This is a genomic window from Ligilactobacillus animalis KCTC 3501 = DSM 20602 (assembly GCF_001434535.1).
Lineage (GTDB): Bacteria > Bacillota > Bacilli > Lactobacillales > Lactobacillaceae > Ligilactobacillus > Ligilactobacillus animalis.
Map to the genome: position 1 here is coordinate 1 of NZ_AYYW01000013.1, position 22,937 is coordinate 22,937.

A 22,937-nucleotide genomic window follows, 5' to 3' on the forward strand; every position below is an offset into this window, starting at 1 on the left:
AAATCGTATCAATCTGATTATTCATTACTTCTTCTAGCAATTTATTCCACTTTTTTTGATTGTAGTTAAGCCCACTGCCAACATCAGTAATTGTTTCATCTAAAATGATGCCTTTAGCGTTAACGTATTGCCTAATAAAGTCAATTTGATTTTTTAAATCATCTCTTTGACTATTTGTTGATACTCTAGCATAGGCGACTACTTTGCGCTTGTTGGACTCTGATTTACCAATATAGTTTAAATATTGTTCTTCAGTATAATATCTTCGATTGGTGGGAGTCCGATATGCTTTTAACACACCTTTACTATCCTAAATTTGCAAAGTTCTGACTGTAACACCTAAACGTTCAGCCATTTCTTTCGGCTTTAACATTGTCATAATAACCACCCACTTTTACTTCTTTCCATGGTTTGTTATAACAAATTTTTCTACATTATTCTATGTTTTTGGTAACAGTTAACCACTCCAATTTTTTAAATTTTTATTACATTGTACCCAATACAATGCGTTGGAACAACAATTATCCTTAAATCTAGGTACTTTGATCCAGACCTAACGATTGAGCAAAAAGAAGTGGTATGCTATCATTAAGGCAGACCACTTAGAGGAAGGTGAAGCTATATGCCTGATGATGTGCATCGGCAGGGCAAAACGATCGCTGAGATCAAAGAAGGCGATTCATTGACTGTAACGGAAAGTATCTCAGAACGAGATCTGTTGATCTATTTGGGACTGACTAACGATAATAACCCACTGTATATTCAAAATGAATATGCACAAAAATTAGGGTACGCTGGTCCAGTTGTGCCCCCAGTGTTGTTGAGTGGGATCATTACGAGCTCAGTTTCAAAATTATTACCTGGACCTGGGAGTGAGGTAGTGAATTTTTCAGCTAACTTCATTCGGCCAGTCTATCATGATGAGATCGTCACATTCAGTTTTGAAGTGATCAAAGTTGATACGATGAAAGAAGTTGTGATGATCTCAGTTGAGGGTAGTAACCGTCAAAATGAACGCGTTTTAGATTCAGTTGTCATGGCTCGGCCTCCACGTCAGCAAGATTAGCTACATTTATAATTAGTTAGATAATTGAAAGAAGGAGAATTTTATGAATAACAATCCCGAAGTTTACGGTAATAGTAATGCTGGCTTGAACAGTTTCTTTACTAAGATGTATGGGTATATGAGTGCTGCAGTGGCAGTTTCGGCGTTAACGGCTTTCTTGGGTTCGTTTAGCCCGACTGTGATCCGGTTTATGAGTAATCCGATCGCCTTATTTGCGGTCTTTGGGGTCCAATTAGTTTTGGCTTACTCCATGTCATCGCTTAAGTCACAACGCTCACCATTAGTCAGTGCCTTAGGTTTGTTTGTCTTTGCCGGGTTGGAAGGTCTGCTCTTTAGTGGGATCTTCATCGTTTACACGGCCCAAAACATTACGAGTGCTTTTGTTTCCGCCTTTGTGATGTTTGCTGTTTTATCCTTTATGGGATCAACAACTAAAAAAGATCTCTCAGGGATCGGCCGCCAAGCTCGTGCAGCTTTGATCGCGTTTATCATTGTATCGTTGGTCAACATGTTCTTGCAAAGCCCAATGATCACTTATGTCTTTTCCTTTATCGGCTTAGTGATCTTTGCCGGTTTGACAGCTTGGGATACTCAACGTTTACGTCAAATGTATCTTCAAATGGGTTCACAAGTAAATGTTAATAATTTGGCCTTGATGGGTGCTTTACAGCTCTACTTAGATTTTATCAACATCTTTATCTTCTTGTTGAATATCTTTACCGGTGCTGGTGGCGACCGCGACTAGTTAAACGAGTCTCTTCGACTTTTCGGAGAGGCTTTTTTAATTTCTACGAAAAATTTGTTAAAATAAAAGAAACTAGATAAGAGGACGGATCGATATGGCAGAAGATAAGAAAATGTTATTAGTGGATGGCAATAGTGTGGCTTTTAGAGCCTTCTTTGCACTCCACAACCAATTAGAGCGCTTTGTCAATCATGCTGGGCTGCATACGAATGCGATCTATGGCTTTAAATTGATGTTAGACAAGATCTTAGGCGATGTTTTACCGAGTAATGTCTTAGTTGCTTTCGATGCGGGTAAAGTGACTTTTAGAACGAAAGCTTATGCTGATTACAAAGGCGGGCGTTCCAAGACACCGACTGAATTGTCAGAACAGTTTCCTTACATCAGAGAATTGCTCGATGCTTATGGAATCAAACACTATGAATTACCCGAATATGAAGCCGATGATATTATCGGGACGATGGCCGCTCAAGCTGAAAAAGCGGGCTATCAAGTCACGATCGTAACGGGGGACCGAGATCTGACCCAATTGACGACTGATAAGACGACTGTTGCGGTGACGATCAAAGGGGTAACTGAGATCGAAGAGTATACGCCAGCTCATGTGATCGAAAAATACGGCTTGCAACCAGCACAGATCGTTGATATGAAAGGCTTGACGGGTGATAGTTCAGATAACTACCCTGGGGTGACTAAAGTCGGTGAAAAGACCGCGCTCAAGCTTTTAAAACAATACGATACGATCGAAGGGATCTATGAAAACATTGAAGCGATGAAAAAGTCTAAGTTAAAGGAAAACTTGATCAATGATAAAGAGATCGCATTTCAATGTAAAGATCTGGCGACGATCAGAAAAGATGCTCCAGTAGACCTAACTTTAGCTCAGACAGCGTGGCCAGGAGCTAAAAAAGAAGATCTGCTCAAGTTCTTTGAAGAGATGGATTTTAAGAGTTTTATCGCTCAATTACAAGCTAGTTCAACCGCCGATGTCAGTGCAGAGCCTACTTTGAGTAAATTAAAGGTCGAACCTTTGGATGCTGCTAAGGTCGAAAAGCTGGACTATGATAAAGATTCAGATATCAGCTTTTACCTTGAACTAAGTGATGATAATTATCATACAGCTGACTTTTGGGGCTTTGGACTTAAGATCGATGACCGGTATTATGCAGCTAGAGATGTTGAGCTTTTGAAATTACCTAAGCTAAAGCAATTATTGGAAGATCCTGCGCTCGAAGTTGATGTGTTTGATGGGAAACAGACCTATGTAGCCTTAGAACGCTTAGGTATCGAACTAAAAAATATCAATTTTGACTTACTTTTAGTCTCATATTTGTTAAATACAAGTGATAACAGCAATGACCTAGGTAATCTAGCCAAGCGGCATGATTACTTTGATGTTGAGACCGATGAAGAAGTCTATGGAAAAGGGGCTAAGCGCAAAGTCCCAGCTGATGATGCGCTATACTTTGAACATTTAGCACATAAACTCAAGGCCATCTCAGACCTAGAAGATAAGTTGATGAAAGAACTAGCTGAAAATGAGCAAGAAGATCTTTATTTTGAGATCGAACGTCCACTTTCATTAGTTTTAGCGCAGATGGAGATCTCCGGGATCAAAGTCGACCGTGAACGCTTAGACATCATGCAAAGTGAATTTAAGGAACGCTTGAGTGAGTTAGAACAACAGATCTATAACGAAGCGGGTGAGAAATTCAACATCAATTCACCTAAGCAACTTGGGGTGATCTTGTTTGAAAAATTAAAATTACCAGTCGTCAAAAAGACTAAAACGGGCTACTCAACAGCTGTCGATGTCTTAGAAAAATTACGTGGGATGTCACCGATCATCGATAATATTTTAGCTTACCGCCAATTAGCTAAATTACAATCGACCTATGTTGAAGGCCTATTGAAAGTTATCGCAGCTGATGGTAAGGTCCACACGCGGTATACCCAAACTTTGACGGCAACCGGACGTTTATCGTCAGTCGATCCTAACTTGCAAAATATCCCGGTCCGGTTAGAAGAAGGCCGTAAGATCCGGCAAGCTTTTGTACCAAGTCATCCAGATTGGGAGATCTTTGCTTCTGACTATTCGCAGATCGAGTTACGGGTCTTAGCCCATATTTCAAAGGATCCGCATATGCAACAAGCTTTTAAGGATGATTTTGATATTCATGCTAATACTGCGATGCGTATTTTTGGCTTAGATGATCCGAGTGAAGTTACGGCTAACATGCGTCGGCAAGCTAAAGCGGTCAACTTTGGGATCGTTTATGGGATCAGTGATTTTGGTTTGGCTCAAAGCATTGGAAGTACGCGTAAACAAGCCAAAGAATTTATGGAGACGTATCTAGCTTCATTTCCTGGAGTTCATCAATACATGCAAGATATCATTGAGAGTGCGCGTCAAAAAGGCTACGTTGAAACACTTTTCCATCGCCGACGGTACTTGCCAGATATCAAGAGCAAAAATTACAACTTGCGCTCATTTGCGGAACGGACAGCGATGAATACTCCGATCCAAGGGAGTGCAGCTGATATCATTAAAGTTGCAATGATCAATATGCAACAAGCCTTAAAAGATGCGGGCTTAGAAGCCAAAATGTTGTTACAAGTGCACGATGAGTTGATCTTTGAAGCACCGAAAGCAGAGATCCCTAAATTAAAAGAGTTAGTGCCAAAGATCATGGATTCAGCTGTTGAGCTGTCGGTCCCATTAAAGGTCGAAAGCGCTAGTGGTAAGACGTGGTTTGAGACTAAATAGTATAAGATGAGGTGAAAAAATGCCAGAGTTACCAGAAGTAGAAACTGTCCGTCGCGGTTTGCAAAAATTAGTTTTAGGTCAAAAGATCGCGCGAGTCGAAGTTTTATATCCTAAGATGATCGTTGGTGATGCTGACGATTTTAAAGCTAAATTAACAGAGCAAACACTTGAAAAGATCGAACGTCGGGGCAAGTATTTGCTCTTTAGGTTTACAAATGGCCTTACCGTTGTCTCCCATTTGCGCATGGAGGGTAAGTTTTATGTCAAAGAAGCGACTGATCCAGTCGATAAACATACGCATGTCATCTTTGATCTAGCTGATGGCCGGCAATTGCGCTATAACGATGTCCGTAAATTTGGGCGAATGCAATTAGTTCAAACGGGTAGTGAAGAAAAATTGCCTGGGTTAGCCAAATTAGGACCAGAGCCAGTGGCTGAAACTTTTAAAGTGGCTGACTTTTATCAAAAGCTACAAAAAAAGAAGAAAAATATCAAGACCGCCTTACTCGACCAGACCTTGGTCACGGGTCTAGGTAATATCTATGTTGATGAGGTGTTGTGGCAAAGTAAGATCCATCCTGAGACGTCATGTCAAAAATTGACTTTAGACCAAGCAACGATACTGCATGATAATATCATCACTGAATTAGCTAAGGCGATCAAAGCAGGTGGCACAACGATCAGAAGTTACACGGATGCTTTCCAAAAAATAGGCGCTTTTCAGTTCGAACTAGATGTTTATGGCCGGACCGATGAGCCATGTAAACGTTGTGGTACAAAGATCCAAAAGATCGTAGTGGGACAACGGGGCACGCATTTTTGTCCGCATTGTCAGCAGGTGGTAAAATGACATATATTCTAGGCTTGACTGGTGGGATCGGGATGGGCAAAACGACGATCAGTAATTTTTTACAAACATTAGATTTTAAGATCCTCGATGCTGATGTGATCGCCCGCCAAGTCGTTGAACCAGCGACCCCTGGTTTAGCTAAATTAAAAAAAACATTTGGATCTCAGATCATCCAAGCTGATCAGACTTTAGATCGGGCTAAACTCGGCAAGATCGTCTTCAATGATCCTAAGAAATTAGCTCAATTAAACCAGATCATGCAGCCATTGATCAGAGCTGAATATGAAAAACAGCTAGCTTTAGCTGAGCAAAAGGGCTATAAAGTAGTTGTGATCGATGCTGCCTTATTATTTGAAAATGGTTATGCAGATCATTGTGATGCAGTTATCAATGTTGAAGTTCCTAAAGCACTTCAGCTAAAACGGATCATAGAACGCGATCATTTGAGTGAAGAGGCGGCACTTGAGCGGATCGCTAGTCAGATGTCGGCTGAAAAAAGGCGAAATTTGGCCACAATTACAGTAGATAGTTCGGGAACAGTTGAAGAAACGCAAGCGCAAGTGATAAAATGGCTAAAGATAAATAATTTAATCGAAAATTAGGCAGCGAGGTAAAGATTATGAAGTGTCCAAATTGTCATCAAAATGGATCACGTGTAGTGGATAGCCGTCCCGCCGACAATGGACATGCCATTCGGCGCCGGCGGGAATGCGAAAATTGTGGTTTCCGTTTTACTACATTTGAAAGAGTAGAAGCAGCGCCACTCTTAGTTATTAAGAAAAATGGTGCTAGAGAAGAATTTAATCGTGAAAAAGTCTTGCGGGGTGTCATGCGAGCGGCTGAAAAACGGCCCGTCGCGATGGATGAGATCCAAAATATCGTCGATCAAGTCGAAACAAAGATCCGGGCAGTCGGCGGGAATGAAGTTTCGAGTCAATTGATCGGTGAATATGTGATGGAGATCTTAGCAAATGTCGATGATATCGCCTATATCAGATTTGCGAGCGTCTATCGTGAATTTAAAGATATGGCATCTTTTGCGAAGGAATTGCAAGACTTGATGGCACGTGACAACGAAAAAAATAAGTAGTTGGGGGATGTTAGGCGATGAGTGAAGGATTAAGGCAGATGTCGCCTAAGGATGGTTACGTCGTCAATACTAAAGCCCATATCGGTTCGACAGAGTTCAAAGTCATTTTAAAGCTCTACCAACCGTTGATGGGGGTCAATGCTTATGGTGTTTATTCACTATTAGCGACTAAAGTGGCTCAAACACCAGACCTGTTAGCCCGCCGGATGCATAAAGAGTTATTGGATATTTTGAGTTTAGGTTTGCGCGACTTTTACGAAGCTCGGATCAGATTAGAGGCCCTCGGGTTATTGAAGACATTCGTGCGAAAAGATGAACTTGGTCAAGTGTTTATCTATGAGTTACAAGCTCCTTTGAGTGCTGAGGCTTTCTTTAAAGATGATCTCTTGAGCATGCTTTTAGCCGATTCATTGGGACAGACCCAATATGATGAGTTAAAACAAGAATTTGTCAAACCAGATCTCACGTATGCTAATGCTAAAGAGATCACCAAGTCGCTACTAGATGTTTTTACGGTGAAAAAAGATGCATTGCTCAAAAATTCACAGGTAAAAGCGACACCTAAACCGACTAAAAATCTCGTCGATTCAGTAGAAGTCGATCTGGATGTGGAATATTTAAAAGAGCTTTTAGCCCGATCTTTTGTACCCGCAACTGAGATCAGCCGTTCACTTGAGACCTTAAAGTCGATCTCTTTATTGTATGGTCTAGATGAACTAGAACTCGTCAAATTGCTCGAACAGGCACTAAATGTCAAAGACGATAAAGTCGATCTTGAGCTCGTCAAAAAATTAGCCACACAGCAATTTGATCGGCAATTCAAAGAGATAACACCTAAAGAGGCGAAAGTGACTGAACCGGTTGATCCGGCGGTGAGTGCGGAATTGACGCAAAATGATCTAGCGCTGATCGCTGTTTCAAAACAATATCTACCTTTGGAATTCATAGAAGAACTCAAACGGCAAAAGCACAGTTTTGTGACGAATTTAGAGCGTTATACGGTCAAAAATCTAGTTGAAAAGCAAGTTTTATCTAATGCGGTGATCAATGTGCTCCTGCACTATTATTTGATCGCGCAAAATAATACGATGCTGGAAGATAAAGTCGCTAATCGCTTTACCAAAGCCGCAGCTAAGTTAGCTGAAAAGAAGATCCAGACCCCAGAAGAAGCCATGCTTTATATGCGCGAGGCTAACCAAAAAGCACGAGAAAAGCAGAAACAAAAGCAATATTATGGGCGTAAGCAACAAGTCGTGCAAAAAGAGACTTTGCCGGACTGGGCTAAGACAAAAGAAAATAAAGCTGTATCTAAACCGGCTAAAGAGGATAAACAGGCCTTGAATGCTGAGATCGATGAATTGTTAGCTCAATTGGAACAAAGTGAATAGAAAGGCAGGTGGCTAGGATGGAAGATCTAGGGAAAAACTTGACGGAGCGGATGCAAAAAAACAATTGGAACCAGCGTTATCAAGAACTGATTGCTGAGATCTTACAAGATGATGAAGTGCGGACTTTTTTAGCGGAAAACAGTCAAGTCCTGACGGAAGCTGATGTGATGAAAAGTGCCAGCAAGTTATATGAATTCGTAACGCTAAAAAAACAGCTAGCTCAAGGAAAACAGACCTTTGCACCCGGATACCTACCGACACTTGTGATCAGCAATCATCGGATCGAAGTCGTGTATGTGCCGACCGCGGAATTAAAAGCTAAACGTGAACAAAAAGCCCTAGAAGCCCGTGTCAAGACGATCAATTTACCGCGTAGTGTTCGTCGGGCGCAATTAAAAGATTACGAGCGTAGTGATGAGCGGATGGAAGCTTTAAAAGCGGCGCTATCTTTTATCACTAGTTATACCAAAGCACCAAAAAATTTTCATAAGGGATTATACCTCGAAGGCAGTTTTGGAGTCGGTAAGACCTATCTTTTGGCGGCGATCGCTAATGATCTAGCTAAGCGAGGTTACCAGACGACACTGGTGCATTTTCCATCATTTGCAGTGGAGATCAAGGGCTCGATCGGTAAAAATCAGACAAATGAATATATCGATAATTTGAAAAAAGCTCAAGTTTTGATGATCGATGATATCGGAGCTGATTCTTTGAGTAGCTGGCTTAGAGATGATGTTTTAGGTGTTATTTTGCAATATCGGATGCAAGAAGAATTACCGACGTTTTTTAGCTCGAATCTTTCGCTAGAACAACTAGAACAGCAATATTTGACTGTCAACAACCGGGGTGAAGCGGAGCCTTTGAAGGCCAAACGCATCATGGAACGGATCAAATTTTTGGCCGATGAGTATCATGTTGTAGGAAAAAATCGCCGAAATCCGGAATAATGACTTGAAATTGAAGAAGTTTCGTGCTTAAATAGGAATTACATTAAGTAAAAGACAAACGGCAAATCAATTCAGGGAAAGAGACCTTTGACTGCAAGTCTCTTAAAGAGGAGCTTACCACTTTTATCACGATAGCCTACTGCAAAGGTAGGACGGCTCGTTTCCGTTATCGACGATCAAGAGAGGGTCAACTGACCTTGAAATTGGGTGGAACCGCGTTAAAGACGCCCCTAGTGTTAAATGTAGCACTAGGGGCGTCTTTTATGTCTTGGTAAAAATCAAGGAGGAACATATAATGTCAGAGATCAATGTTAAGTTTCCAGATGGTGCTGTAAAACAATTTGCAGCTGGAACAACAACACAAGATATCGCAAAGTCTATCAGTATCAGCTTAGCTAAGAAGTCTGTTGCGGGTAAATTTAACGGTAAATTAGTGGATTACAACGAACCTTTAAATGAAGATGGTGCGATCGAGATCATCACTAAAGATTCTGATGAAGGGATGAACGTGTTATGGCAAACAGCAGCTAATGTTTTAGCTAGTGCTTTGCATAGCCTTTATCCAGAAATGAAGTTTGGTCAAGGTGAAGCTTTAGAACATTGCTTCTTCTTTGATACAGACAATGCAGCTGGTCAAGTGGCCGAAGCTGATTTTGAAAAGATCGAACAAAAGATGCAAGAGATCATCAAGCAAAACTTACCGATCGAACGTGTTGAATATACGGAAGAAGAAGCTTTGCAATTAGTTGCCGGTGATCAATACCAAACTGAATTAGTCAAAGAGATCGCTGCCGATAACGCAGGTAAAGTCGTAGCTCACAAGTTAGGTGATTTCAATGATTTCTCATTTGGACCACAATTAGCTTCAACTGGTGCGATCAAAGTGTTCCAATTGCTTTCAGTGGCTGGTGCTTACTGGAAAGGTGCTTCAAGCAACCCAATGTTACAACGTATCTACGGAACAGCCTTTTACAAGCAAAAAGACCTTGAGGCTGAATTACAACGTCGTCAAGAAGCACGTGAACGTGACCACCGTGTGATCGGTAACAATTTAGACCTCTTCTTTGTTGATCCTAAAGTTGGGGCTGGTCTCCCATACTGGATGCCAAATGGGGCAACGATCCGTCGGACGATCGAACGCTATATCATCGACAAAGAAGTTGCTCGTGGCTACGAACATGTTTACACACCAATTTTAGCTAACGTTGATCTTTACAAACAATCAGGTCACTGGGATCACTATCGCGAAGACATGTTCCCACCAATGGACATGGGTGATGGTGAATTACTTGAATTGCGTCCGATGAACTGCCCATCCCACATCCAAGTTTACAATCACCATATTCGTTCATACCGCGATCTTCCATTGCGTATCGCTGAACTTGGGATGATGCACCGTTACGAAAAATCCGGTGCTTTGACTGGTCTTTCTCGTGTACGTGAAATGACATTAAATGATGGTCATACTTTCGTAGCGCCAGATCAGATCGAAGAAGAATTCAAGCGGACACTTCAATTGATGGTCGATGTTTACAATGACTTTGACATCAAGGACTACCGTTTCCGTTTGAGCTACCGTGATCCTGAAAATACACATAAGTACTACGATGATGATGAAATGTGGGAAAAATCCCAACGCATGCTCAAAGCAGCTATGGATGATCTTGGCTTAGATTACTTTGAAGCTGAAGGCGAAGCTGCTTTCTACGGTCCTAAATTAGACGTTCAAACTAAGACAGCTCTTGGTGGGGAAGAAACACTTTCCACGATCCAATTGGACTTCTTGTTACCAGAACGTTTCGACCTCAAGTACACAGGGGCTGATGGTGAAGAACACCGTCCAGTTATGATCCACCGTGGTATCGTATCAACGATGGAACGTTTCACAGCTTACTTGACAGAAATGTACAAAGGTGCTTTCCCAACTTGGTTAGCTCCAAAGCAAGTTGAGATCATTCCAGTTAAGAATGAACTTCACTTGGATTATGCGCGTCAATTGAGCTCAAAATTGGGTGCACACCAGATCCGTGTAAGCATCGATGACCGAAATGAAAAGATGGGTTACAAGATCCGTCAAGCACAAGTGATGAAGACACCATATACTTTAGTTGTTGGTGACCAAGAAGTAGCTGACGGCACTGTAACTGTTCGTAAATACGGTAGTGAAAAGACTGAAACAATGACTCAAGATGAATTCAGAAACCTTATCTTGCATGACATTGAAACTTACAGCCGTAAAGAAGACTAAGCATAACTAGAAAAAGCCTGGCTTTGATCAAATGATCAAGGTCAGGCTTTTTACTAGTTATTGTTTTTCCATTCGAATTTAGTCAAAGAATCATTTTTATTGCTACCGACTTCGTGTTTATTTTCGTAGAATTCTAGGTCAAAGTCTTTTTTGTTGTAACGATGTAGAAATGACTTGCTGAGTTCAGCGATCTTTTTAGCGATCATATTTTTTTCAGTAGCGACTGTGTCGTTAAAACCATCCACCGTGCTGACTTTGATCTCATCATCACCATCAAAAGTAACTTTTTGGATCATCGTGCTCCAAGAAAATTCTGTTTGCCCAGCTTTGGCGTATTCATGGGCTTGTTTGAAATAATCACTAAAAGTGGTGTTGATATTTTGGCGTTTTGTTTTAGCTGACGCCTTTTTAGCAACACTATTTTTAGAGCTGATCAAGGTATGATCGCTGACATTTTCTAAAGTGTCTTTTTTAAAGATCAAGGTCAAGACTTGCTTATCTTTTACCGGATAAGTCCAAACATTAGCTTCATATTTGTCATGAGCCGGTTTGCCCAGCGTATCGATCACTTGGCGCTTGTTCATGCCGAGTTTGACCTGTTTAAAGTTTTTAGTGGATACTGTGTTAGCTTGGATGGTATCAGTTGTTGCTTGATAGGTAACGGTCCCCGCCAACCCCAAGCTCAAGCAGGCGAGACCAAGCATTAGTCCGTGATTTAATTTCATTTTAAAGACCTCCGTCTATATCTTATGCCTCTTAGGAAAAAGTATCAAAGATTTGATCTTATTTTTGAAATATTTAAGACTAAATTTACGCCTTAAAGGAATTTATGTACCAAATCTGTTGGATTTTAGACCAAATGAGATGATTTGGGCCAGTTTTCTCAAAGCAAGATATTATTATTCTAACTATAAAAAATACGAGGTGAAAACTTATGACCCGAGTTTATGATTATTTCAAGTTATTATTTCAGATGTATAAGATCTTCTTTAAGGCCACTTTGTTGATCTCGGTAGTCGTGGTATCCTTGACGCCGTTAGAGGCTTTAGCGCCAGTTTTAGGAGTACAGGCAGGCCAACGCTTGATCGATTAGTTGAGTGCGCAACAGCCATATAGATATTTCTTTTGCTTATGGACGCTAGCGACGGTATTGCGCCAGATTTTGCCGGTCGTAGGGACTAATTTTCAAGGGATGCTGACGGACAAGTTGACCGGGTTTATCAAACTCTCTTTGATGCGCAAGTCGCAACAGCTAAATTCTTTAGAGCTGTTTGATGATAGTGACTTTTTTGATGATCTAGAAGTATTAAACGAGGGTGCAAGTTGGCGCCCGGTGAATTTGATCGTTTTTGGAGTTGCGATCTTGCGTGAAGTGGTGACTATAAGTGGGATGTTTTGGTTGTTAGGAAAATATAATATGTGGCTCGCATTACTTTTATTGGGCGTTTTGGTGCCACAGACGCTTGTTTCATATCGGATCCAACAAGAAGCCTTTGAAACGATGGTGACACGAAGCAAGTATGCCCGTAAATTAAATTACTTGAGTTCGTTATTGTTGGCGCGAGACGATGCCAAGGAAGTTCGTTTATTCGATATGTTTTCAGCGGTGATCACACGTTATCTGAAATTATTTAACTTATCACAAAAAAATGTTGACCAGATCCGGCGAAAGCAGATGTTTTTAGCTTTAGTCTTTTTAAGTATGACAGTGGCAGTCAGTGCTGGTGGCTTTTGGTGGTTTATCGGACAAGTTCAGCAAAAACTCCTGGGGATCGGGGTCTTATTGATGTATATCTCGGTGATCGCTTATCTAGTTGAAGGGATGACGCCCTTGGTCGAAGACTCGAGTTTGTTATATGATTCGTTGCTCTGGGTCAAAAAATATCAGCGCTTTTTAGAATTCAAGGAAAAGCAAATCGATGGGACTTTAGAATTTAAAGGTGATTTTAAAAAACTCAAGTTGGAGGATGTTTCGTTTACGTATCCTTTTTCAAAGGTAGAAGTATTACATGACCTGAATTTGGAGTTCAATGCAGGCGAAAAGATCGCGATCGTCGGTGAAAATGGTTCCGGAAAATCAACTTTAGTGAAACTCTTATTGCGTTACTATGATCCAAGCAAAGGTCAGATCCTATTGGATGAGACGCCGTTATCTATGTATCGGTGTGCAAGCTATCGTAAATATCTCAGTGCAGCTTTTCAGGATTTTAGTCGTTTTAAGTTGAGTGTGGCCGCTAATGTTTCGGCGTTAAAAAAAGGTCCAATTTCTAAGATAAAAGTCTGTTTAGCACGTGTTGGCCTAACTACATTAGAAGCAGATCTGCAGCAAAATTTAAGCAAAGAGTTCGATCATGGAACTGAGCTTTCTGGGGGCCAATGGCAAAAGATCGCTTTAGCTAGGTGTTTATACAAAGACAGTAGCTTATGTTTTTTGGATGAACCGACCTCAGCCTTAGATGCGCGCAGTGAACAACAAATGTATCAAGAATTTCTAGCAGCCGACACGGGGCAGACGATCTTATTTGTGACGCACCGAATGTCAGCCGTGCATTTAGCCGATCGGGTCTTGTTTTTGAAAAATGGTACTATTGCTGGTTTTGCTCCGCACGCCCAGTTGTTACAGTCTGATCAGGCTTACCGCGAACTTTATCAATTGCAAAAAGATGCTTATAAATAAAGAGTGTTCGACAATACGGTCAGCGCCGTATTGCCGAACACATTTCTATTACATAGATAGCGGTCTTCTCATTATCTATTTGTTAGCGAGATACTTATCGGCATCTTGTAAAACTTCAGCTAATGTGATCGCTTTTAGTTCATTTTCCATCGCTTGTTGGACGCGAAGCAATTTATCATCCAAAATGTTATGGATGTTACGCCCGACAGGACAATTCGGGTTAGGATTCTCATGAAAACTAAAAAGAACTCCATCTTTAACGCTATCGACAGCTCGATAGACATCAAATAAACTCAGTTGGTCAAACGGCTTAATGATCGTTGCGCCACCTTGCCCACGTTTGACAGTGATCAAGTCTGCTTTTTTTAACTGCGACAAGATATTGCGGATGATCACAGGATTGACTTGGATACTATCAGCTAAGATCTCACTAGTCACTTTTTCTTCTGCTGGAGCAGTAGCGATATAAGTCAAGATGTGCATAGCGATCGTGAAACGGCTTGAGATCTGCATGAATATCACCTCTTTAAATATGACTTCAATATAGTCAACTATACTTTGCTGGAGTTGTGATGTCAATGGTTACAACGTTGAGGCCAATAATTATGTTATAATAAGATTAGATATGGATGCGCTATCACAATAAGGAGGAAACTATGAAAGCTGACAAGGAGATCTTGTATAACGTGATCGGTTATATCATTTGTGATCTGTTTTTGTTTTGGTATTTACCTAATGATACTTGGCTTGAGATCGGGATAAACATAGTTATAATGATCGTTGTGATGTTTGGTGTATACATGATTTTAGAGGTTATTTTGAAACGTCTGCGAGTCAGGAAAAATTAAGCTAGTGGGGCGCTTGTCAGAAGTGCCTTTTTTGATTGACAACGAAAAATATATTAAATATACTTTAGAAAAAAATGAAGTGATTTTCTAAAGGAAGTGAGCAATATGAAAGAAAATTTACGTGAATTTGCGTTAAAACATTTACCGGACTATTTTGAGCTGTTGCGTTTGCGTTCGATCTCAGCCCAGCAAAAAGAGATCCCCGAGACGGCAGAGTATCTGGTGAAAGTTTTTAATGAGTTAGGGGCAGCTCGGGTGGAAAAATTAGGGAGTCCGGAACATGCGCCAGCTATCTTTGCTGAATTTACTGGTAATGATCCGACTAAAACGATCTTGTTTTATCAGCACTATGATGTTCAGCCACCGGAACCCTTGGAGAAATGGGAAAGTGATCCTTTTGAACCGACGATCAGGGAGGAAAAACTTTATGCCAGAGGAGCTTCCGATAATAAAGGCGAGCTGATCTCACGCTTAGTCTTAGTTAAATATTTTCAGGCAAATGGTGGTTTGCCTGTCAACGTGAAATTTTTTGTTGAAGGTGAAGAAGAAATCGGCAGTTTACATGTCGAACAGATCATTAAGGAAAACAAAGCTAAACTAGCCGCAGATGCGTGTATTTGGGAAGGCGGTGGCAAAAACTACGTCGACAATTATCAGATCGTCGGTGGTATGCGGGGGATCACGGTCTTTGATGTCGAAACGACAACAGCTGATATCGATCTGCATTCATCGTTAGCTTCATATGCTGAAAATGCTGCTTGGCGTTTAGTTCGTGGTTTAGCTACTTTGCGTGATGATACCGGTAAAGTTTTAGTCGAAGGCTTTTATGATGATGTCGAACCGTTGAGTAAGGCCGAAGAAGAAGCGGTCTTCGCCTATGATTTTGATTTAGATGTGGCAATCAGTCGGGCTGGTTTGAGACGGACCGTCAAAGCCGAGCATAAAGTAGCGTTAGTCAATGAGCCGACGATGACGATCAATGGTTTGACTGCTGGCTACCAAGGTAAAGGTGTCAAAACCGTGATCCCACATATGGCTTCGGCAAAATTAGATTGTCGGTTGACGCCTTCGCAAGACCCTAGAAAGATCGCCCAGTTGATCCAAGAACATCTAGATAAAAATGGCTTTGCTGATCTGAAAGTCAGATATCGTCTCGGTGAAAATGGTTATCGTTCCCCGATGAGTGATCCTTTCATCAAATTAGTCCTTGCTAAGGCCAAAGAGCACTACGGAAAACAAACTAAGTATCTGCCTAATTCAGCCGGTGGCGGTCCCGCTGAGATCTTTGGCAATGAACTGAATTTACCGATCGTGATCTTAGGGGTGTCTTATGCTGGAAGCCAAGTGCACAGCCCTAATGAGCATATTCGCCTTCAGGATTTTGGGGATGGAACGCAACTTTTAGGTGATATTTTAATAGAATTTGGTAAAAATTAAAGCAGTTTTTGAACTGAGTGATCATTTGCGACAAAATAAGACTTTTGTCGCTTTTTTGAGTGTCTTTATCTGTATTTTTACTGCAAGAGAACTATAATGGAGATGAAATTTGATAGATGGGGTGATATGTTATGTTAAAGAATAAAGCAGTAATGATCGGTGCTGGTATTGCTAATATGGCTGCCGCTGTTTATCTGATCCAAGAGGGTCACTGGCGCGGCGAAGACATCACTTTTTATGCCCTTGATCTACATGGAGCAAATGATGGTGCTGCCGCCTCAGTAGCCGCTGAACAGTATTGGAACAAGAACCATCCAATGGAAAACACCAAGGGCTATGTTGCACGGGGGGGTCGAATGTTGAATTATCGGACTTATGTTGATCTGATGGACTTGTTGGATCGGATCCCTTCAGTAACAGAGCCTGGCATGACAGCCGCTGAAGATACGCGTGATTTTGATAGCAAACACCGGACCTTTGACAAAGCACGGTTGATGCAAGGGGGCAAAGGGATCATTGATGGTCACAAACTAGGACTGAATAATTTAGACCGCATGTTGTTGACTCGTTTGATCATGTTGCCTGACGATAAGGAAGAAGAATTGGACAATGTTTCGATCGCTGAATACTTTAAAGATGATCCACATATGTTCCAAACAAATTTCTGGTACATGTGGGAGACGACCTTTGCCTTTCGTGTCGAATCATCAGCGCAAGAATTACGGCGTTACATGCATCAAATGATCTATGAATTTACTCAGATCGAACACTTAGTTGGGGTCAATCGGACACGTTATAATCAATTTGAAAGCATCATGTTGCCTTTGATCAAATACCTCGAAGGTCAAGGTTGCAAGTTTGTAATGAATAGTCGGGTCGAAGCTTTTGATTTCAAAGAGACTTCGATGCAAGATGAGATCACGGTCACTGGCTTGGAGATCTTAGATACGGCGACAAATGAGAAAAAACATGTCACGATCGATTCCGATACCGCTGTCTTCTTTACGAATGGTTCGATCACAGACTCGGCTAGCTTGGGTGACTTCAATACACCTGCCCCGGAAAATATGGACTATGGGGCTGCTTCATCACTGTGGAAGCAAGCGACCCAACATTTCTATAATTTGGGTAATCCCGATAAATTCTTTGCTGATCGGAATGCTTCAGAATGGGTCAGCTTTACTTTGACGATCAAAGATCACCTGTTGTTAAATGAGATCACTCGGATCACGACCCAATTACCGGGCAATGCGCTCAATTCATTTCTATCAACCGAGCCGATCACGCCACTAGGCCACGAAGATGTCAACATGTCGATCGTCGTTCACCATCAACCGCACTTTACGACGCAAAAGCCAAATGAGACCGTCTTATGGGGTTACTTCCTTTACCCAAGACGGCGGGGTGAATTTGTCGATAAGCAATACATCAAGATGACCGGTAAAGAGATGCTACAAGAACTGATCGGGCAACTTTCTAAGGTCGATCCCGGTCCTGTCAATATCAAAGAAAAAGAAGCAGCGATCATGGATAGTGTGATCAATTGTATTCCTGTTTACATGCCATATGCTTCTGCTTTGTTCAATAACCGTGCTAAGAGCGATCGGCCAGAAGTTATTCCAACTCACTCGACGAACTTAGCCTTTACGGGTGAATTTGTAGAACAACCATATCAGATGGTCTTTACCGAACAAAGTGCTGTTCGTTCCGGTGAGATCGCAGCCTATCACTTCGCTGGTATCCCAGAAAGCCAGTTAGTCAAGACACCGCGTTATGACAAGGATCCACGGGTCTTGTTACGCGCAGCTAAGCGGATGTTTGAATAATAGATCTGTGTCTAAATAATGAAAAGAGCACCACGATGAAAGGAATCATGGTGCTCTTTTTGTTATCTATCCGGCACTGGTCACATTATTTCGCACTCCTTTAGCATTGCATTGTATAATTATAGTGTAGCGATGTGTCGTGAAAGGGGAAGAGGGACATGCTTGAAATATGGGAAGAAAATACTGTATTTCCAAAAGTCGCGATCATTGTAGCACTAGTATTTTTTCATGGTTTTACCCGTTAGTACGGTGTTAGAAGCTTTTGGGATCGAGTTTGTCGCCCTTTTTTGCTTAGTTGCACGCAAATATTACTGGGTGATCGCTATTTTGGTCGGTACACCTATATTGATGGTTTTTTGTGGGATGTTTTTAGCTGAAGCGATCGGCTATTACGGTAAAAAATTTTTTGGACTAGATCTATATCCATTGTGGTAGATCAGAAGAAATGTTGGAGCTATTTTAGTACGCTAAAAGCAAATCTTGCTACAGGTTTGCTCGAAGTAAAGCCTGTGATATTTAGGACTAAACCTTTGCAGATCCAAAAAGCTAAGGCGGCTATCTTATTATCGTAACTCCAATGGTCTGTGTTACAACAGCTTATTTTGCAACGAGCTTTGGCTGGGTCCCTGTGGCTACGGTAATGCCACCTTGGGTCACACCACCGATCATCGGCGGTTTCTTGGCAACACAAAGCTTTGCGGGTGGTCTTTTGGCAGCGATCAATTTGGTGATCGCAGTCTTGATCTACATGCCATAATACCAAAGAATTTCAAAGAGGCGATGTGGTGATCGGCAATGATAACTTTGGCAAGTATAAAAATGAGCTCCAGATCGTTTTAGAACCACACAGTGATCCGCGCAAGAATTTGGTTGGCAAGATCCCGCCAGAAGAATTGATGCTGTTAGATTTTGTCAAACCGTGGATAAAATTTAAATTTGTACCTAAAAACTAAATAAGCTTTTTAAGAGTGGGTGAGAGGGCTCACCATGATGCGTATTTTGTGTCGTGGTGGGCTCTCTTATTAGCTATATTGGGACATGTCACAGTCTTTGATAAATTATCAAATAATTTATCTTTAAAAATCATAATATAAAAGTTATCGAAATGATTAATTTATGTTGAAATTGATATGAGATAGGATTATAATTTCGGAAAAAGAAGAGAGGTGACTTTAAATTATGGAATGATGTTGTCGTAGTATGTGGCTTTTGGGGAGGAATTACCATGAATAAAGCAAAGTTAGGTAAAGTAGCGATTTTATTGTTGGGAATGATGATCTTTTGGATCAGTGAACCTTTATGGCAAGTGCAAGCTGACAGTTTGAAGATGGAGTATAAGAATCCAAAAAAGGCTAAAAAAGGTGGGACATTGCGTGTAGGCTATATCAATAATGGAGCGTTCAAGGGGATCTTTTCGCCAGAGATCGCCGATGATGAACCGACCTTAGAACTTGCGCAGTTTGGGATGGTCAGCTTATTTAAGATCGACCCCAATAATGAATTCAAGCGTGGTGGGTTAGCTGATATCAGTTTTGACCGTAAGACTAAGACTGCTACAGTCAAGATCTCAAAGCGCGCCAAATGGTTGGATGGACATCCAGTAGTTGCACGCGATCTAAGTTTTGCCTATGAGATCGTAGCTAATAAAGCGGTGGGTTCGTCACATTATAGTGAAGAGTTAGAAAATATCGAGGGTATGCGAGAATACCATAACGGGACTGCTGACAAGATCTCAGGCTTGGAAGAAAAAGATGATAAGACCTTAGTTATTCATTTTAAAAAGATGAAACCGACAATGACGACTACCGGTTCGGGCTATATTTTAGAATCGGCTGAACCTTACCATTACCTAAAAAATGTCGCAATGAAAGATCTAGTAGCAAGTGATAAGCTACGGAAAAAGCCATTATTTTACGGACCATTTAAAATCAAGAAACTGGTCCAAGGTGAATCGATCGAATGGGTGCCAAATACTTATTACTACAAGAAACCACATGTCGCTAAGATCATAGTTGAGACGATCGATAATAGTAAAGCCGTAGCAGCGATCAAAGCGGGTAAATTTGATGTTATGCTAGCACAATCACCACAGATCTATAACGCACTCAAAAAGGATAAAGATCTCGTTCAATTGGGAAAGAAAACCTACTACTACTCTTACATGGGCTTTAGAGTCGGTAAGCTCGATAAAGATGGTAATAATGTCATGGATAAGCATACTCCAAGTAGTGATCGTGCTTTAAGACAAGCGATGGCCTACGCAATGAATGTTGAACAAGTCACTAAAAAATTCAGTTCAGGATTATCATATCGGGCGAATACAGTTGTCCCCGATGTATTTGGTAAATGGAATGCTAAAGAAGTCAAAGGCTATAAGCTAGATATGAAAAAAGCTAAGAAATTATTAGATGATGCGGGTTATAAATTACAAAAGGATGGCTATCGGACAAAACCTAATGGCAAAAAATTGACTTTGACTTTAATGGCTGACGATTCAAGTAAGAGCCAAGAAGAGACCATCAAAAACTACATCCAACAGTGGAAAGAACTAGGCGTGCACGTTAAGTTATTAAATGGACGTTTCCAAGAGTTCAACACGATGGTCGAAAAGCTATCCAGTGGTTCAACAGATTATGACTTGTGGTTTGGAGCTTGGGGCGTTACACCAGAACCGACCGATATCGCTAATTCATACACAGTCACTTCAGCTTATAACAATGGGCATTTTGTGACTAAGGAAAACACGGAATTGATCAATTTGCTAAAATCAGATAAGGCATTTGACGAGAAATATCGTTTGAAGCAATTCCACAAGTGGCAAGTTTACATGGATAAAGAAGCTTTCGTCGTCCCAATCGCCTTTACTCATGATACGATCTCAGTCACCAAGCATGTTAAGAATATGTCCTTAGATCCAAATAAAGATAACGATCTCTGGGTCGATGTGGCATTGACAAAATAAAATATTTCACAAGAAGCTCTATGATCAGGGGATACCTGGCATAGGGCTTTTATCGCTCGTAAGCTGAGCGATAAATTATAATTGGAGAAAAACTTTGGGGGAATTACAGTGAAACCACCATTTACATTGACAAATACGATGTTTCATCAAGTGATCGAGATATCAAGGATACTGGGGATCGTAGAATTTCGTGTTAAAAGTGATTGGAGGTTGCAAAAAGAAAATCGGATCAAGTCGATCCATTCGTCACTTGCGATCGAAAATAATTCACTTACTGAAAAACAAGTTACAGATATTATTGATGGTAAACGTATCTTAGACGATCCTAAAGAGATACGCGAGGTCAAAAATGCGTATGATGCTTACGAAGAAATTTTGACCTTAGATCCATATCGGCAAAAAGATTTTTTAAAAGCCCATCGCCTTTTGACAGATGGGATCGTAAACGAAGCTGGAAAGTATCGCAGTCGAGATGTTGGGATATTTGATGAGATGGGCAATGTTGTGCATATGGGAGCTAGACCGCAATATCTTCAAACACTGATGGATGACCTATTTACTTGGGGAAAAAATGACAATATGCCTGAGCTTATCAAAAGTTGTGTTTTTTACTATGAGATCGAAACGATCCATCCTTTTGCAGATGGAAATGGACGAATGGGGCGTTTGTGGCAAACAGTGATCTTAGCTAATTGGGATCCGATCTTTGCTTGGATCCCGCTCGAGACGATGATCTATGAAAATCAGCGTGACTATTATAAAGTCTTAGAACAAACCGATCAGGAAACTAACTCAAATAGATTTATTGAATTTATGTTAGCGATCATTTTAAAAACGTTAAAAAGTTATCTAAATGTAAATAGTGATTTAGAACAAAAAATTGATATTCCTAAAGGGCTAACGGGTAGTGGAGCTAAAACATATGTGTTGGTGACCAAGTATTTAACGGAGCATGAAAGTATAAATACTACGGTAACTGCTAAACTGATCCAAAAATCGGTAGTAACAGCTCGCAAGCATTTAGCTAAATTTGTAAGTTTGGGTCTTTTAGTGGCACAGGGAAGTAATAAAAATCGCAGTTATCATAAGGTGTAGAAGGGTCCAGTTCAATTCTTAGAATTTTTGATAAATTAATGTTATAGTAAATAACGTAGGAACATTCTAATTTATCTTGGGAGGAATTTTACATGAAGTATGGAGAAACAAAGAAAGTTTTGAACCAACTTGTTGCAGATTTGAGCCAAATGTCAATGATCATTCATCAAACACATTGGTACATGCGTGGAACCAACTTTTTGAAGTTACACCCATTGATGGATGAATTCATGGACGAGATCAATGACCAACTCGATGTGATCTCAGAACGCCTGATCATCCTTGATGGCGCCCCATATTCAACCCTACGTGAAATGGCTGACCACACGAAGATCGAAGATGAACCTGGCAGCTATGACAAGACGATCCAAGAACATTTACGTAAATTACTAGAAGGCTACCGTTATCTCGAAGCATTATATCAAAAGGGTATCAAAGTTAGTGATCAAGAACAAGATCACAGCACGCAAGATATTTTTATCGGCTTCAAGACTGATATTGAAAAGAAGATCTGGATGGTAAGTGCAGAGTTAGACCAAGCACCTGAGATCGACAAATAATATACTGATCAGACACCATGTTATCGCGATAGCATGGTGTTTTTATGTGCATAAATAAAGTTATATTTAGTATCTGAGATTATTTGGCTAAAGTCAATTCATCTTACTTGAAAACTTAGATAGAGAAGTCCAAAATAAGGTCAACATCTTGGAAGCGGGGATAATACAATGCCAGAAGAAAAGTATTATGATAAAAAAGAATTTATTCAAAAGATCGATCAGCTCGTGGATATCAAAATGCGTAAAATGACTGAATCAGAGATAGCGATTGCCAAAAGTGACCAGAGACTAATGGAGTGGGTAACTGTTACCAAAAACATAGAATAATGTAGAAAAATTTATTATAACAAACCATGGAAAGAAGTAAAAATGTGAGTGGTTATTATGACAATGTTAAAACCGAAAGAAATGGCTGAACGTTTAGGTGTTAC

The 22,937-nt window shown here is 40.7% G+C and carries 21 protein-coding genes and 3 pseudogenes; 21 read left to right on the plus strand and 3 right to left on the minus strand.

What is annotated here, in order from left to right:
- A pseudogene (locus tag FC30_RS02700) lies at nt 1–379 on the minus strand (IS607 family transposase); the annotation flags it as partial.
- A 243-nt stretch (nt 380–622) separates the two neighbouring features.
- Here FC30_RS02700 and FC30_RS02705 point away from each other — a divergent pair.
- The 9 genes from FC30_RS02705 (at nt 623) to thrS (ending at nt 11,101) form a co-directional block, all read left to right on the plus strand.
- Nucleotides 623–1,066 (plus strand): MaoC/PaaZ C-terminal domain-containing protein, encoded by a 444-nt coding sequence (locus FC30_RS02705; protein ID WP_010689197.1) that lies wholly within the window; start codon nt 623–625, stop codon nt 1,064–1,066.
- A 43-nt stretch (nt 1,067–1,109) separates the two neighbouring features.
- Entirely contained in the window at nt 1,110–1,811 is a 702-nt protein-coding gene (locus FC30_RS02710) for a Bax inhibitor-1/YccA family protein (RefSeq protein WP_010689196.1), read from the plus strand.
- A 94-nt stretch (nt 1,812–1,905) separates the two neighbouring features.
- Nucleotides 1,906–4,578, plus strand: coding sequence for a DNA polymerase I (gene polA / locus FC30_RS02715; protein WP_010689195.1), 2,673 nt, complete (start codon nt 1,906–1,908; stop codon nt 4,576–4,578).
- A gap of 19 nt (nt 4,579–4,597) precedes the next feature.
- Entirely contained in the window at nt 4,598–5,428 is an 831-nt protein-coding gene (gene mutM / locus FC30_RS02720) for a DNA-formamidopyrimidine glycosylase (RefSeq protein ID WP_010689194.1), read from the plus strand.
- Nucleotides 5,425–6,030 carry a dephospho-CoA kinase gene (gene coaE, locus FC30_RS02725; RefSeq protein WP_056938464.1) on the plus strand — a complete coding sequence of 202 codons (606 nt, stop codon included), beginning with the start codon at nt 5,425–5,427 and terminating at the stop codon, nt 6,028–6,030. The genes mutM and coaE overlap by 4 nt, the downstream gene beginning before the upstream one ends.
- Nucleotides 6,031–6,047: 17 nt before the next feature.
- A complete protein-coding gene (gene nrdR / locus FC30_RS02730; RefSeq protein ID WP_004048072.1) occupies nt 6,048–6,518 on the plus strand; it encodes a transcriptional regulator NrdR in 471 nt (156 codons plus the stop codon).
- Nucleotides 6,519–6,535: 17 nt separating this feature from the next.
- Nucleotides 6,536–7,906, plus strand: a complete 1,371-nt coding sequence (locus FC30_RS02735; protein WP_033193009.1) for a replication initiation and membrane attachment family protein — start codon at nt 6,536–6,538, stop codon at nt 7,904–7,906.
- Between the two features lie 17 nt (nt 7,907–7,923).
- Nucleotides 7,924–8,853, plus strand: coding sequence for a primosomal protein DnaI (gene dnaI, locus FC30_RS02740; protein WP_010689190.1), 930 nt, complete (start codon nt 7,924–7,926; stop codon nt 8,851–8,853).
- A 295-nt stretch (nt 8,854–9,148) separates the two neighbouring features.
- Nucleotides 9,149–11,101, plus strand: a complete 1,953-nt coding sequence (gene thrS / locus FC30_RS02745) for a threonine--tRNA ligase (protein ID WP_010689189.1) — start codon at nt 9,149–9,151, stop codon at nt 11,099–11,101.
- A gap of 53 nt (nt 11,102–11,154) precedes the next feature.
- Here thrS and FC30_RS02750 read toward each other — a convergent pair whose 3' ends face one another.
- Nucleotides 11,155–11,826, minus strand: coding sequence for an outer membrane protein assembly factor BamE (locus FC30_RS02750; protein ID WP_010689188.1), 672 nt, complete (start codon nt 11,824–11,826; stop codon nt 11,155–11,157).
- Between the two features lie 209 nt (nt 11,827–12,035).
- Here FC30_RS02750 and FC30_RS09735 point away from each other — a divergent pair, with 209 nt between their 5' ends.
- Together FC30_RS09735 and FC30_RS02755 are read left to right on the plus strand one after the other, a co-directional pair.
- Nucleotides 12,036–12,194, plus strand: coding sequence for a hypothetical protein (locus tag FC30_RS09735; RefSeq protein ID WP_010689187.1), 159 nt, complete (start codon nt 12,036–12,038; stop codon nt 12,192–12,194).
- A 57-nt stretch (nt 12,195–12,251) separates the two neighbouring features.
- Nucleotides 12,252–13,778 carry an ATP-binding cassette domain-containing protein gene (locus FC30_RS02755; protein WP_235804167.1) on the plus strand — a complete coding sequence of 509 codons (1,527 nt, stop codon included), beginning with the start codon at nt 12,252–12,254 and terminating at the stop codon, nt 13,776–13,778.
- Between the two features lie 75 nt (nt 13,779–13,853).
- Here FC30_RS02755 and FC30_RS02760 read toward each other — a convergent pair whose 3' ends face one another.
- Complete coding sequence (locus FC30_RS02760) at nt 13,854–14,291, minus strand: Rrf2 family transcriptional regulator (RefSeq protein ID WP_035448130.1); 438 nt, start codon at nt 14,289–14,291, stop codon at nt 13,854–13,856.
- Nucleotides 14,292–14,434: 143 nt separating this feature from the next.
- Here FC30_RS02760 and FC30_RS02765 point away from each other — a divergent pair, with 143 nt between their 5' ends.
- The 10 genes and pseudogenes from FC30_RS02765 to FC30_RS09440 all read left to right on the plus strand — a co-directional run bounded on the left by FC30_RS02765 (nt 14,435) and on the right by FC30_RS09440 (nt 22,833).
- The gene (locus tag FC30_RS02765) at nt 14,435–14,626 is read left to right on the plus strand and encodes a DUF6007 family protein (protein WP_010689184.1); all 192 of its coding nucleotides are present in this window, start codon (nt 14,435–14,437) and stop codon (nt 14,624–14,626) included.
- Between the two features lie 105 nt (nt 14,627–14,731).
- Nucleotides 14,732–16,063: a M20/M25/M40 family metallo-hydrolase gene (locus tag FC30_RS02770; protein ID WP_010689183.1), complete on the plus strand. Its 1,332-nt coding sequence runs from the start codon at nt 14,732–14,734 to the stop codon at nt 16,061–16,063.
- Between the two features lie 131 nt (nt 16,064–16,194).
- Nucleotides 16,195–17,889, plus strand: a complete 1,695-nt coding sequence (locus FC30_RS02775; RefSeq protein WP_010689182.1) for an oleate hydratase — start codon at nt 16,195–16,197, stop codon at nt 17,887–17,889.
- 228 nt (nt 17,890–18,117) lie between these two features.
- The gene (locus FC30_RS02780) at nt 18,118–18,324 is read left to right on the plus strand and encodes a hypothetical protein (RefSeq protein WP_010689181.1); all 207 of its coding nucleotides are present in this window, start codon (nt 18,118–18,120) and stop codon (nt 18,322–18,324) included.
- 130 nt (nt 18,325–18,454) lie between these two features.
- Nucleotides 18,455–18,646 (plus strand): annotated as a pseudogene (locus FC30_RS02785) (PTS lactose transporter subunit IIC); the annotation flags it as partial.
- Nucleotides 18,645–18,842, plus strand: a pseudogene (locus FC30_RS09285) (DUF871 domain-containing protein); the annotation flags it as partial. The pseudogenes FC30_RS02785 and FC30_RS09285, both read left to right, overlap by 2 nt.
- Before the next feature lie 272 nt (nt 18,843–19,114).
- Nucleotides 19,115–20,851, plus strand: coding sequence for an ABC transporter substrate-binding protein (locus FC30_RS02790; RefSeq protein ID WP_010689178.1), 1,737 nt, complete (start codon nt 19,115–19,117; stop codon nt 20,849–20,851).
- Nucleotides 20,852–20,959: 108 nt separating this feature from the next.
- The gene (locus FC30_RS02795; RefSeq protein WP_010689177.1) at nt 20,960–21,946 is read left to right on the plus strand and encodes a Fic family protein; all 987 of its coding nucleotides are present in this window, start codon (nt 20,960–20,962) and stop codon (nt 21,944–21,946) included.
- A gap of 92 nt (nt 21,947–22,038) precedes the next feature.
- Nucleotides 22,039–22,506, plus strand: a complete 468-nt coding sequence (locus tag FC30_RS02800; protein ID WP_010689176.1) for a Dps family protein — start codon at nt 22,039–22,041, stop codon at nt 22,504–22,506.
- A gap of 168 nt (nt 22,507–22,674) precedes the next feature.
- Nucleotides 22,675–22,833: a hypothetical protein gene (locus tag FC30_RS09440; RefSeq protein WP_010689175.1), complete on the plus strand. Its 159-nt coding sequence runs from the start codon at nt 22,675–22,677 to the stop codon at nt 22,831–22,833.
- The last annotated feature ends 104 nt before the right edge of the window (nt 22,834–22,937 follow it).

Coding starts and splice junctions, on each gene's coding strand:
- FC30_RS02705 (WP_010689197.1), top strand. CDS start 623: ATGCCTGATGATGTGCATCGGCAGGGCAAAACGATCGCTGAGATCAAA.
- FC30_RS02710 (WP_010689196.1), top strand. CDS start 1,110: ATGAATAACAATCCCGAAGTTTACGGTAATAGTAATGCTGGCTTGAAC.
- polA (WP_010689195.1), top strand. CDS start 1,906: ATGGCAGAAGATAAGAAAATGTTATTAGTGGATGGCAATAGTGTGGCT.
- mutM (WP_010689194.1), top strand. CDS start 4,598: ATGCCAGAGTTACCAGAAGTAGAAACTGTCCGTCGCGGTTTGCAAAAA.
- coaE (WP_056938464.1), top strand. CDS start 5,425: ATGACATATATTCTAGGCTTGACTGGTGGGATCGGGATGGGCAAAACG.
- nrdR (WP_004048072.1), top strand. CDS start 6,048: ATGAAGTGTCCAAATTGTCATCAAAATGGATCACGTGTAGTGGATAGC.
- FC30_RS02735 (WP_033193009.1), top strand. CDS start 6,536: ATGAGTGAAGGATTAAGGCAGATGTCGCCTAAGGATGGTTACGTCGTC.
- dnaI (WP_010689190.1), top strand. CDS start 7,924: ATGGAAGATCTAGGGAAAAACTTGACGGAGCGGATGCAAAAAAACAAT.
- thrS (WP_010689189.1), top strand. CDS start 9,149: ATGTCAGAGATCAATGTTAAGTTTCCAGATGGTGCTGTAAAACAATTT.
- FC30_RS02750 (WP_010689188.1), bottom strand. CDS start 11,826: ATGAAATTAAATCACGGACTAATGCTTGGTCTCGCCTGCTTGAGCTTG.
- FC30_RS09735 (WP_010689187.1), top strand. CDS start 12,036: ATGACCCGAGTTTATGATTATTTCAAGTTATTATTTCAGATGTATAAG.
- FC30_RS02760 (WP_035448130.1), bottom strand. CDS start 14,291: ATGCAGATCTCAAGCCGTTTCACGATCGCTATGCACATCTTGACTTAT.
- FC30_RS02765 (WP_010689184.1), top strand. CDS start 14,435: ATGAAAGCTGACAAGGAGATCTTGTATAACGTGATCGGTTATATCATT.
- FC30_RS02770 (WP_010689183.1), top strand. CDS start 14,732: ATGAAAGAAAATTTACGTGAATTTGCGTTAAAACATTTACCGGACTAT.
- FC30_RS02775 (WP_010689182.1), top strand. CDS start 16,195: ATGTTAAAGAATAAAGCAGTAATGATCGGTGCTGGTATTGCTAATATG.
- FC30_RS02780 (WP_010689181.1), top strand. CDS start 18,118: ATGGTTTTACCCGTTAGTACGGTGTTAGAAGCTTTTGGGATCGAGTTT.
- FC30_RS02790 (WP_010689178.1), top strand. CDS start 19,115: ATGAATAAAGCAAAGTTAGGTAAAGTAGCGATTTTATTGTTGGGAATG.
- FC30_RS02800 (WP_010689176.1), top strand. CDS start 22,039: ATGAAGTATGGAGAAACAAAGAAAGTTTTGAACCAACTTGTTGCAGAT.
- FC30_RS09440 (WP_010689175.1), top strand. CDS start 22,675: ATGCCAGAAGAAAAGTATTATGATAAAAAAGAATTTATTCAAAAGATC.